Source organism: Sporosarcina obsidiansis (assembly GCF_009651005.1).
GTDB lineage: Bacteria > Bacillota > Bacilli > Bacillales_A > Planococcaceae > Sporosarcina > Sporosarcina obsidiansis.
The window spans coordinates 13,389-25,292 of the sequence record NZ_WHVW01000002.1 but is presented as its reverse complement, the minus strand read 5'-3'; the positions used below and the strand labels follow the sequence as shown (position 1 = coordinate 25,292).

Below are 11,904 nucleotides of genomic sequence, written 5' to 3'. Positions count from 1 at the left end.
TGTTTATATTTCAATTATATCAGAGGTTCTTCTAAATGAAAAGACTTATTTATAATTATTATTATTAAGTAATTAATATCATTAAATATAAGTTATTAGTTGATATGTGTTTTATATTAAATTGCTTTTAATTGTTTGTCTACAAAAAAGTATCATGAGACGAAAAATGGTACGATGATGTATAATGACAAGAGAAATAGTTTGGTAGAAGGGAAGTTGACTGATGAAATCTACAAGTAAATTGTTCGTGTGCCTTACTGTAATGACTAGTTTGTTGCTTGGTGCATGTAATGATGAAGATGAAGCTTTAAAAGAGGAACCGAAAGTGACGAAACCGCAAGAGGAAGTAATCGTCATACCGACACTAACTGATGAGACTTTTTTTGAAACGGTATATGAAAAACTTACAGGTAAAGGCTATGTGGTGAGTGAGCCTCATGAAGCTGATATCGAATTATTTGGGGCTGAAACAGGAATGACCCTTGAATTGAACGGGGAAACATTAATGCCTCTTCATCTATATAAGCTAGCCTCCTCTGACGAACGCTTGCAACAAGTTGAGAAAACTGGCTACTTAGATGTATCAAACGAAACACAACGCGATCGTTTGGCCGTTAAGCGAATAAATAACTTCATTATATATTTACACAAAGGACATCCAGATTATGAACAAGTGATGGAAGCGATAGATGAACTTTAGATGAAGCTTTCCATTTCTAGTGTAAGGTGAAGGGTCCTGGTAGTGCTTGTGGGGCGATGGCCTCATGGCTACCGTCGACCCTGCAGTTGTGCCTTCGCTAGATAGTATGAACTGGAGAGAGTGATTTTGTCATTTCACTACCTTCAATGCGTAACGCATCCTCCCGTTGTGCATATCTCCGGAAGATTACCTACAATAAACGACCTCTTTTCTCCCCTGTGACAAAGCCGCCACAACTTACGTACATTTCTGACATAAGTTTGCTAGTTTGTAACAAGAACTCCGCAGATTGTTCACGAACTCTTTTTCGAACTACGGTATTCTATGAAGTAGAAACACGGTTCGAAAGGAGCTCATGGAAAATGGAAGAAGTACTTTTAGCGAGAATACAATTTGCATCTACAACGTTATTCCATTTCATCTTTGTGCCATTGTCTATTGGCTTGGCGCTGATCATTGCGATCATGCAGACGATGTATGTGGTGAAAAAAGACGAGATCTACTTAAAAATGACCAAGTTTTGGAGTGTATTCTTCCTTATCAACTTCGCCATCGGAGTTGTCACGGGAATTATACAAGAATTCCAGTTTGGAATGAACTGGTCTGCATATTCAAGATTTGTAGGGGATATATTCGGAGCCCCGTTAGCTGTTGAAGCTTTACTGGCTTTTTTCCTTGAATCGACGTTTATCGGGATTTGGATTTTTGGTTGGAATAAATTGCCTCAAAAACTGCACTTAGCATGTATTTGGCTCGTATCTATTGGAACGGTCATGTCCGCATTTTGGATATTAGCCGCCAATTCGTTTATGCAAAATCCTGTAGGCTATGTATTACAAAACGGTCGGGCGGAAATGAATGACATTGTTGCTTTATTAACCAATGAAAAACTTTGGGTTGCATTTCCACATACTATTTTTGGGAGTTTTGCAACAGGTGCCTTCTTTGTAGTCGGTGTGAGTGCGTGGTATTTGATAAAAAAACGTCAAGTCGATTTCTTCAAAAAGTCACTTACAATCTCACTGGTTGTCGGCATGATATCCGGTCTTGGACTCGCATTTTCTGGCCATTCTCAAGCGCAATATTTAATGCATGCACAGCCAATGAAAATGGCTGCTGCAGAAGGGCTTTGGGAAGATAGTGGGGATCCGGCTGCATGGACGCTAATTGCTAAGATTGATGTAGAAAATCGCGATACAACAGGTCGTATTGATATACCGTACATGCTGAGCTACTTAACGTATAGTAAATTTAGCGGAAAAGTAGAAGGTATGAATACACTCGAAGAAAAAATGATAGAGAAATATGGTGAAGGTAGCTATATTCCGCCCGTAAAAACTACATTTTGGAGTTTCCGTATTATGGTGGTGACTGGTGGTGCGCTTCTTGGATTAGGAGCACTTGGTCTATTGCTAATGTTCCGTAAACGGATTGTGCAGAACGTATGGTTTCTTCGCTTGCTTGTCGCGGCCATCTTCCTTCCGTTCATTGGGAATTCATTTGGTTGGATTATGTCCGAAATAGGTCGGCAACCATGGGTAGTCAATGGCTTAATGAAGACAGCAGACGGGATTTCGCCGAATGTTTCAGCTGGTCAGATTCTGTTTTCGCTTATTTCTTTCTCAACGATCTACACGATACTCGGCATTATTATGGTCGTTTTGTTCGTAAAGGTTATCCAGAGAGGACCGGAAGAGAGACCGAAAGCGGACGTGTCCGCAACAGATCCGTTTGAAACAGGAGGTGTAGGACATGCCGTTAAGTGATATTTGGTTCATCCTGATAGCTGTTCTGTTTATTGGCTTTATCTTTCTGGAAGGCTTCGACTTCGGTGTTGGCATGAGTACAAAATTCTTGGCAAAAGACGATATGGAGAAGCGTGTTATCATCAATACAATCGGTCCTGTCTGGGATGCGAATGAAGTATGGCTAATTACAGCAGGGGGTGCCATGTTCGCAGCATTTCCGCATTGGTATGCAACAGTTTTCAGCGGATTCTATCTACCGTTTGTAATTTTGCTACTGGCCTTGATCGTCAGAGGGGTTGCCTTTGAATTTCGTGGCAAAAGCGACTCGGAAACATGGGTTAAGACATGGGATTGGGCTATTTTCTTTGGAAGCATAGTGCCGCCTTTCTTGTTTGGTGTATTTTTCACAAGTTTGATCAAAGGATTACCTGTTGATGGAGAAATGAATATGTATGCCACATTCACTGATTTCGTCAATATTTATACAGTCATTGGTGGTATCACGTTCGTTTTGTTATCGTATTTACATGGCTTACTTTTCATCAGTTTGAAAACAGTGGGAAGTCTGCGAGAACGAGCCAATACGGCAGCTCTTAAAATATATGCGATGACCGGATTGTTTGTTGTGCTATTCATGGTCTTCACATATATAGATACCCATGCATTTACCGAACGGGGCGCCATTTTAGTTCCCTTGTATGGGGTTGCTATTTTGTTATATGGCTTGCTGTTCTTCTTCCTCAAAAAGAAGAGAGAAGGCTTAAGTTTTACGATGACAGGTTTGATCTTAATCATTGTCATGGCTAGCTTTTTCATCGCACTTTTCCCAAATGTGATGATCAGTACGTTAGATCCCGCATTTAATATGTCGATCGCAGAAGCGGCTTCAGGAGAATACTCTTTGAAAATCATGACGATCGTAGCGTTTACTATGGTGCCAATCGTTTTAGTGTATACGATTTGGAGTTATTATGTGTTCCGTAAACGATTGACAGGTGATAAGGAGCATCTAGAATACTAATGGATAAATACTTGCTTCAATACAAAGGAAGTAAACAAGTAATGGCGTTGATTGGATTGCTGACCGCAGTTCAGTCAATCGCCATTGTTTTTCAAGCGATCTATTTAGCGAGAGCCATCACACAATTGTTCCAAGGTGCCGATGGAAGTGTTGCGCTTCAGTCATTTGTGATTTTTGTAGTAGCCTATAGTGCACGTCAAATCCTTCAATGGGGAAAAGAACGAATATCTTATACATTCGCTGATCGAACTGCGAAAGAATTTGAACAAAAATTACTTCGGAAAATATTCGATATGGGTCCTCAAGCAGTCGGGAAGTATGGATCTGGTCATCTGGTGACACTTGGCTTGGAAGGTGTGCCTAAGTTTCGGAAATACTTGGAACTTCTGTTGCCGCGTACTTTGTCAATAGCGATCGTGCCGTTTGTTATTTTGATTTATGTATTTACCCTTGATAAAATGTCCGCCATCACATTGCTCATTGTCTTGCCGATCCTCATCACATTTCTCATTTTGATCGGTATGGTCTCGAAGAAGCAAATTGATGCACAGATGGATACGTATCGATTATTATCACGTCATTTTGTCGATTCTTTACGTGGAATCGTTACGCTTAAATACTTGGGGCGCAGTCGTTCACATGAACAGTCGATCGCTTCTGTTAGTGATAAATATCGAATTGCGACTAATCGTTCGCTACGCTATGCGTTTTTATCCTCATTTTCTTTAGATTTCTTCGCTAGTTTGTCTGTTGCTGTCGTCGCTGTAGAGCTTGGATTGCGTTTAATTAACGGGCAAATGCTGCTTGAACCATCTTTAGCGATTTTGATTTTAGCGCCGGAGTATTTTTCTCCCGTACGAGAACTTGGGAACGATTTCCATGCGACAGCGGATGGCAAGGATGCGAGTTTGCAAATTCATAAGATCTTGGAAGAGGCAGAACCGCCAGAGCTAAATTTAGAAACACCCATACAGCGATGGAGTGCAGAGTCTACTCTTGAGTTACGAGATGTTACGGTAAAGATGGAGGAACAGACCATTTTTGAAGGGCTGAATTTAGCATTAAGAGGGTATGGAAAAGTGGGTATTATCGGACATTCTGGTGCAGGTAAATCAACACTAATCGATGTGCTATCAGGTTTTACATTGCCTACTAGCGGTACTTGTGTACTGGACGGACAAGAAATGCCTCATTTCGGTGCAGCAGGCTGGCAAGATCAAATCGCTTATATTCCACAGCACCCAACAATATTTCCAGATTCAGTTTGTAATAATATTCGTTTTTATGAACCAGATGCAACGTTAGTTGAAGTGCAAGAAGCAGCAAAACGAGTCGGTTTGGCCGACTTGATTGCCACGTTCCCAAATGGCTACGAAGAACAAATTGGGGTGGCTGGTCGTGTGTTAAGTGGAGGAGAAGAACAACGGATTGCGGTAGCACGTTCTCTGCTACAAAAACGCCAAATCCTATTGTTTGATGAACCAACCGCTCATTTGGATATTGAGACTGAGCATGAGTTGAAACAAATGTTAATTCCACTGTTTGAAGATAAACTCGTTGTGTTCGCCACGCATCGAATTCATTGGATGCGTGAGATGAATACGATCATTGTATTGGAACATGGAAAAGTAGTAGAATCTGGCTCCCATGAGGAATTGATTCATCATAATGGTGCGTACTGTCGGCTATTAGAAGCACGCGAAAAGGGGCATGCGCTATGAACCTGTATCAACGTCACATATTTCCATATGCAAGAGACTATAAGAAAACGTTGCTGTCCACGATCATTCTAGGCGTACTGACGATCTTATCTGCTGCCATGCTAACCTTTACTTCAGGATATTTGATTTCTAGGACGTCAGAAAGACCAGAAACCATTTTACTCGTCTATATACCAATTGTCGCGGTTCGTACATTCGGTATCTCGCGGGCTGCTCTTCGCTATGTTGAACGTTTGCTAGGACATAATGCAGTATTAAAAATTATTGCCGATATGCGAGTTCAGCTCTATCATGCTCTAGAACCACAAGCTTTGTTTATTCGTTCTCGGTTTCAAACAGGTGATTTATTGGGAACGCTAGCAGATGATATCGAACATTTACAAGATGTCTATATCCGCACCCTGTTTCCAACAGTTATCGGCTTATTCCTCTATAGCTTTTCAGTGATCGTTCTCGCGATGTATGATTGGAAATTCGCTATCATCATGGCCCTTTGTTTAGCGGTTGTAGTGTTCGTGTATCCAATGGTGTCACTTTATTTAATGAAGAAAAATCAACAACTGTCCAAAAAATTGCATAGTGACTTATACAACACGATGACCGAAGGAGTCTTTGGATTGCGTGATTGGATTATCAGCGGCCGTAAAGATCATTTTTTAAAGACTTTCCAAAAAGACAGCCAGGCAAGTCATGCAATAGATAAGAAATTGGCATTTTGGCAACAGTCCCGAACGATGCAACTCCAAATTTTCTCAGGCATACTAGTCTTGGTAGTCGGCGTGTGGGCGGGTCAGCAAGCAGCGGCAGGAATATTGCTTCCTACGTATATTGCTGCCTTCACCTTAGTAACGTTGCCTATTTTGGAAGGACTGATACCCGTTTCGCATGCTGTTGAACGAATGCCGGCATATGAGGCATCCTTGCAGCGGATCGATCGCATTCATCAACAAAGTCCTGCGATTGAACAATCTCTTGAATTGAAGCAAGAAGTTGAAAAGGTCGAAATTGAATTAAAGAATGTCAGTTATCGATATGAAGGTCAAACAGATGACGCATTGCACTGCATTAATCTTTCTATTCGACCAGGTGATAAAGTAGCGGTGTTAGGTAAGAGTGGGGCGGGAAAATCTACGCTCATTCAATTGCTACTTGGTACACTTCAACCTACGGTGGGCTCGGTACATGTCAATAAACAGTCGGTTAGTCGATATGGAGATTCCATTTTTGATTGTATGAGTGTTTTGAATCAAAAACCCTATCTGTTTGCCACGACTGTAGAAAACAATATGAAGTTGGGCGATTCGTCTGCTACAGTGGAAGATGTCAATCGAGTAGCTGAGCAGGTTGGTTTGTACGATTACTTACAAGCGCTTCCTGCAGGTTTGAAAACGCAAATGGAAGAAACGGGACAGCGTTTTTCTGGCGGAGAACGACAGCGAATAGCGTTGGCAAGAATTTTATTGAAACAAACGCCTGTCGTGATACTGGATGAACCGACTGTTGGACTAGATCCTGTAACAGAACATGCGTTAGTTCAAACCATTCATCGATCACTGCAAGATAAAACGGTCTTGTGGATCACGCATCACTTGATGGGTATGGAGAAAATGGATCACATCATTTTCTTAGATCGAGGTCGTATTATCATGCAAGGGACACATGATCAATTACTGGCCGAAAACGAGCGTTATCGAAAGTTATATGAGCTAGATGTAGCCATGAAATAGGAAGGATAGCTATGTTTTAAATAATTCAAGATTACATGGATTTTTAAATGTAATTACTCTTAGCTTGCAAAAATATCAAAAGGCTGGAACATAAGTAGGAATTCTAGTTTGATTAACAAAAAGATTCAATTAAGCCGCATGAAACCAAGGTTTTTTAAACTTTGGCTTCATGCTTTTATTCATTTACTGAGTTTTCTCCTAGCTTCAGTTTGTAGACAAAAGAAACTAAGTAGGTAGGATACCGTTGATTTTCGTTTAAAGACAGCCGCATGAATTTAGGTTGCCTTCCACTACGATCGACTAGTGTAATTACTTAGTTTTATTGGGTAGGTTGTTCATTTAAATATAGAACTCCTAACTATTAGAATATGAGCAACCTTTTAAGTTTATGAGGTTTGTCTTGAGCTGAGAACTCTTTATTAAAAGAGTTCTATTTTTGTGCGAGACAAATTGTATAAATTTGTGAACTATATTGACAGTACTCATTTCTTCTTACTATAATGAATATTAGTAATATTGTTCTATTCGTTATTGGGTATTTATTCATAAAAAAATAGATAATAATTAGAAGTTAGGGGTGCTATATGAGAACGATCGGTTCAAAGTTAATATTGTCAATTGTGTTACTAGTAGTGGGAGGAAGTGTGTTGCTTGGCTTTTTCACTGCTCTGAACAGCTCCAAAGCTTTACTGTATCAATCGGAAATTACCTTGACGGAAAAGTCTAAAGACACCTCAAACTATATTGATGAACGTTTTAAACAAAAATATGTAGAATTGGAAGCGCTCGCAAAAAGCCTAGAAGTGAGAAGTATGAATTTAAAAACGCAAAAAGACTATTTGACTGAGCAATTGGAAAGTCATTCGGATTATCTAACCTTTGCAATCATAACAGCTGATGGGACTTCCCATTATCTTGATGGAACCACAGCAGATTTAAGTGACCGTCAGTATATAATAGATGCATTTAATGGGCAAACAACTTTATCAAGTTCGATCATCAGCCGAGTTACTGGAGAACCGGTTTTCATGATGGCCACGCCTATTGAAACAGAAACTAGTGAGCCAGCACTTTTATTAGCTCGTATTGATGGATATTATTTAAGTTCTCTTGTAGATGAAATTACATTTGGAAAAAATGGTTATGCATATATTCTGGATGAAAATGGTAAATTCATCGGTCACCCGGATAGAACATTAGTAAAGGAAGAAATCGATTTCTTAAGTTTAGTTCAAGAATCAAAACAAAAGTCCGACAAAGGTAGCGAATTAAAAGAAATACTTACTCTTAAGAGTGGCTTGATCAATTACTACTATAAAGGAAAAGATCGCTACGTTGGATTTGATACAATGGAAAATGGATGGAAAGTGGTTGTAGCCTCTCCAATGGAAGATATGTTAAGCGGTATGACTCAATTGAAAAAAGACTTTTTCATTGTGGTTGTCGTGATTATTCTGTTGGGAGTATTGGTCGCCTATTTCATGGCCAGATCGATTAGTAAACCAATTCAAGTGGTAAAAAGCATTGGTGAGCAAATTGCAGAAGGAAGTTTTTCTTATGAAATTCCTGAACGTTACTTACGACGAAACGATGAAATTGGCTCACTATCCCATACACTGGTGCGGATGACAGATAATATGAAAGATATGATTGAGAATGTGCGCAGCGGGGCGGAAAATCTAGCGGACTCTTCACAAATTCTCGATCGCCAGTCTGAGGAAGTGACGAAAATGTCTAATGAAATTTCATCAGCTATTGAACAAGTGGACTATGGCTCTCAGATGCAGATGAATATGTCTGAAGATAGTGCGAAGGCTATGGAAGAAATGTCGACAGGTATTCAAAACGTCGCAGAAATTGCTGGTAACATCGCTGGCAACTCGGATTATATAACAGAAAGAGTCAGTGAAGGGCATGTAGCGGTTCAAACGTCGGTCAAGCAAATGAATAATATTCAAGCGAGTACGATACAATCGACAACAGTCATTCAAAAATTGGCAGATGAAGCATTAGAAATCGGTCAAATCTCTAAAATGATTACAGATATTTCAGAACAAACCAATTTACTTGCTTTGAATGCATCTATTGAAGCAGCGCGTGCAGGAGATGCGGGGAAGGGGTTTGCGGTTGTTGCTAGTGAGGTTCGAAAACTTTCTGAGCAAACCGCAGAATCAGCCGCACAGATCAACCGATTGATTGACAGTGTTCAATCACATACGAATGAAGCTGTTAAAGCTGCTAAACAGGGTGATGAAAATGTCATTAAAGGACTCGCCGTTATCAATCAATTAGGAGCACAATTTGAAGAAATTGTACGTTCTATTGAAGAAATCAGTAACGATATCGAAGAAATGAGCGCGGTATCCGAAGAAATGTCTGCCAGTTCAGAAGAGGTAAGTGCTTCTATGGAAGAAATGGCGGCTACAGCTAGGGATGCGTCAGAATATATCGGAGAAGTGAAAAACGCAACCAATCGACAGTTAGAAACGGTAGAAGAAATGGATCAATATACGGACCGGCTGCTTTCATTGGCAAAAGATTTACGTACTTCCATCGATAGATTCACTATTTAATAGGATCGGCAGACTGCTAAAACAGTTTGCCGATTCTTTTTCATGTTGAAAAACAATAATTAGTTCCGATTACTTGGAAAATGTTACAAAATCTACGTGACAAAAGTAGATTAATAGATTACTGTGATATGAGGCTGTATGGTCAATGGATAAGTTGATTGGAGAATAAGAAGATGAAATTCACTAAAAATAGCTGGATTAAAATTATGCTGCTACTGACATTACTAGTTTTTTCAACGTTGATTATATTGGATTACCGATCGACAAAAGATTTTCTGAAATCTACAGTGGAACGTCAAACGCAAGAATTACTAAACAACTTTATCTCAGAAGTAGATCTATTTACTTCGAGACGAATAGGTGATGTACAACTGATGGCTGATTACATCCCATATATAGTAGATGATGAAAAAGAGGTCGCCCAATACCTCAAAAGGCAACATGATATTAAGAATTACTTTTCAGCACTTGGTTTTATAAAGCCTGACGGGAAGATTATCGCAGACGATGGTTCTAGACTGGAAGTGAAAAAGAGGGAGTCATTCTTGCAAGCACTTCAAGGTGAAACTCTCATAAGTGATGTATTTCCTTTGGCACAGGACCCTGATGTGAAAGTCACTTCCATCGTAGTGCCTGTAAGAGATGAAAATGAACGAATTATAGGCGTGTTATCTGGGCTTATTAATATTGAAGATATCATAAAAGAAATTACAAATAGTTTTCGTCTCTCTGGAGCCGTCTATTTTTTAAAAAATGGGGAGGTTATTCATTCTTATCCATCAGAACGAATAGAGAGAGAAAATGGATTTGCACATGTGAATAACATTGATTTGGTACAAAAGGAAAGATACGGAACAATTTATTTAGATCAGTCAGGTCATATGTTGAAGTATGGCCAGACAGTTACGGGTTGGACCGTGGTAGTAGATTCAATGAAGAACCCAGAACTTGAGGAGATGGAAAACTCTTTATTGAAAATGCTCTTACTCGTATTATTGACAATTGTCGTCGGAGGCTTGATCTACTATTATATTTCGTATTTAGAGAGACAAGCAGATGATCGTCTAAAAAAAGATTTGCTGACCGGTCTTCCGAATCGTCTGCAAGTAACACAGGATATTGAGAGAAAAGATTTTGAATGGGGTACCTCCCATCTGGCGGTCTACATTATACGGCTAGATCGTTTTTCTGAACTAATGGAACGGTTTGGCTATCAAACAGCAGATCAGCTCCTCTTGAAAACTAGCTCCTTACTTGTGGATTACGAACCCCGCGGTCGGTCATATCGTCTTGACTATGCATTATTTTTATTTGCTAAAGAATACGATACAGTGGAAGGCGCCTCTGCACTTGGGGAAGAACTTGTTCAACTACTTCATTACGATATGACGATTGAAGACGAATTAAAAGTGAATGTCTCTGCAAGTATTGGTGGCGTACTAATTGATCAGGATGCAGATGAAGAGTTCTTAGAGAACGGAGTATTAGCAAGCCAGGAGTCTAGCAAAGCAGGCGGCAATCAATTCACTCTCTATAATGAAGAAATAGCTAATTTGAATAAAGAAAATCGTCAATTAGTTCGCTGTCTAAGTACAGCGCTTGAGAGACAAGAGTTCTACATGGTATATCAGCCAATTTATAGTATAGAAGATAACCGGATCGTTGGGTTTGAAGCTTTAATCCGTTGGAAATTGCCTGAATTAGGCGAGGTTGGTCCAGGTCAGTTCATATCGCATTTGGAGGAAGATGAAGCCATCGTGGATACGGGACGCTGGATTATGAATTCTGTAGCGCGTCAGGCGAATGAATGGAGTCAAGCTGGTTATGAGGACTTCACCATAAGTGTGAATGTGTCTGTTATGCAATTGCATCATGACTGCTTTTTGCATGATGTATACAGCATGCTGGAAGAGACAGGTGTTGATCCATCGTTACTTATTTTTGAAGTGACGGAGTCTGTCATAGTGGAAAAGGTTGATTCAGTCATTTACATCTTACGAACGCTGAATGAGTTAGGAATACAGACGGCTATCGATGACTTCGGTACTGGTTATTCTTCATTATCATCTTTGACCACACTGCCATTTCAGTATTTGAAGGTAGATCGCGCATTCATTCAAGATGTCGAACGGCGGGAACCAGGTGCAGAAGCTATCTTAAAAGGAATAATTGATATCGCAAAAGCCTTGGATCAAACTACTGTACTAGAAGGCGTGGAAACACTAGAGCAAATGCGTCTATTACAAACATTCGGTGCTCAGCGAATACAAGGTTATTTTATCAGTAAGCCTCTCATAGTAGAAGAGGCGGTCCATATGTTAGGTAAGGAAATGGATTGGTAACGATGCTGTCAATTTTAGAGTGAATACGTGATAAGTATGTCTGAGATTTAAGCTTCCAATACACGACATGAT

At 39.9% G+C, this 11,904-nt stretch carries 7 protein-coding genes; all 7 read left to right on the top strand.

Features of this window, described 5'->3' with window-relative positions; all coding sequences use genetic code 11:
• The first annotated feature begins 223 nt into the window (after positions 1-223).
• Positions 224-700 carry a hypothetical protein gene (locus GD002_RS01745; RefSeq protein WP_153730615.1) on the top strand — a complete coding sequence of 159 codons (477 nt, stop codon included), beginning with the start codon at positions 224-226 and terminating at the stop codon, positions 698-700.
• 362 nt (positions 701-1,062) lie between these two features.
• Positions 1,063-2,466, top strand: coding sequence for a cytochrome ubiquinol oxidase subunit I (locus GD002_RS01740; protein WP_153730614.1), 1,404 nt, complete (start codon positions 1,063-1,065; stop codon positions 2,464-2,466).
• A complete protein-coding gene (gene cydB, locus GD002_RS01735; RefSeq protein WP_153730613.1) occupies positions 2,453-3,469 on the top strand; it encodes a cytochrome d ubiquinol oxidase subunit II in 1,017 nt (338 codons plus the stop codon). The genes GD002_RS01740 and cydB overlap by 14 nt, the downstream gene beginning before the upstream one ends.
• The gene (gene cydD, locus GD002_RS01730; protein ID WP_153730612.1) at positions 3,469-5,190 is read left to right on the top strand and encodes a thiol reductant ABC exporter subunit CydD; all 1,722 of its coding nucleotides are present in this window, start codon (positions 3,469-3,471) and stop codon (positions 5,188-5,190) included. Before cydB ends, cydD begins: the two co-directional genes overlap by 1 nt.
• Positions 5,187-6,917: a thiol reductant ABC exporter subunit CydC gene (gene cydC / locus GD002_RS01725; protein ID WP_153730611.1), complete on the top strand. Its 1,731-nt coding sequence runs from the start codon at positions 5,187-5,189 to the stop codon at positions 6,915-6,917. Before cydD ends, cydC begins: the two co-directional genes overlap by 4 nt.
• 584 nt (positions 6,918-7,501) lie before the next feature.
• A complete protein-coding gene (locus GD002_RS01720; protein WP_153730610.1) occupies positions 7,502-9,490 on the top strand; it encodes a methyl-accepting chemotaxis protein in 1,989 nt (662 codons plus the stop codon).
• Positions 9,491-9,663: 173 nt separating this feature from the next.
• On the top strand, positions 9,664-11,832 hold the full coding sequence (locus GD002_RS01715) for a bifunctional diguanylate cyclase/phosphodiesterase (RefSeq protein ID WP_153730609.1): 2,169 nt from the start codon (positions 9,664-9,666) through the stop codon (positions 11,830-11,832).
• Positions 11,833-11,904 lie beyond the last annotated feature (72 nt).

Coding starts and splice junctions, on each gene's coding strand:
- GD002_RS01715 (WP_153730609.1), top strand. CDS start 9,664: ATGAAATTCACTAAAAATAGCTGGATTAAAATTATGCTGCTACTGACA.
- GD002_RS01740 (WP_153730614.1), top strand. CDS start 1,063: ATGGAAGAAGTACTTTTAGCGAGAATACAATTTGCATCTACAACGTTA.
- cydC (WP_153730611.1), top strand. CDS start 5,187: ATGAACCTGTATCAACGTCACATATTTCCATATGCAAGAGACTATAAG.
- GD002_RS01745 (WP_153730615.1), top strand. CDS start 224: ATGAAATCTACAAGTAAATTGTTCGTGTGCCTTACTGTAATGACTAGT.
- cydB (WP_153730613.1), top strand. CDS start 2,453: ATGCCGTTAAGTGATATTTGGTTCATCCTGATAGCTGTTCTGTTTATT.
- GD002_RS01720 (WP_153730610.1), top strand. CDS start 7,502: ATGAGAACGATCGGTTCAAAGTTAATATTGTCAATTGTGTTACTAGTA.
- cydD (WP_153730612.1), top strand. CDS start 3,469: ATGGATAAATACTTGCTTCAATACAAAGGAAGTAAACAAGTAATGGCG.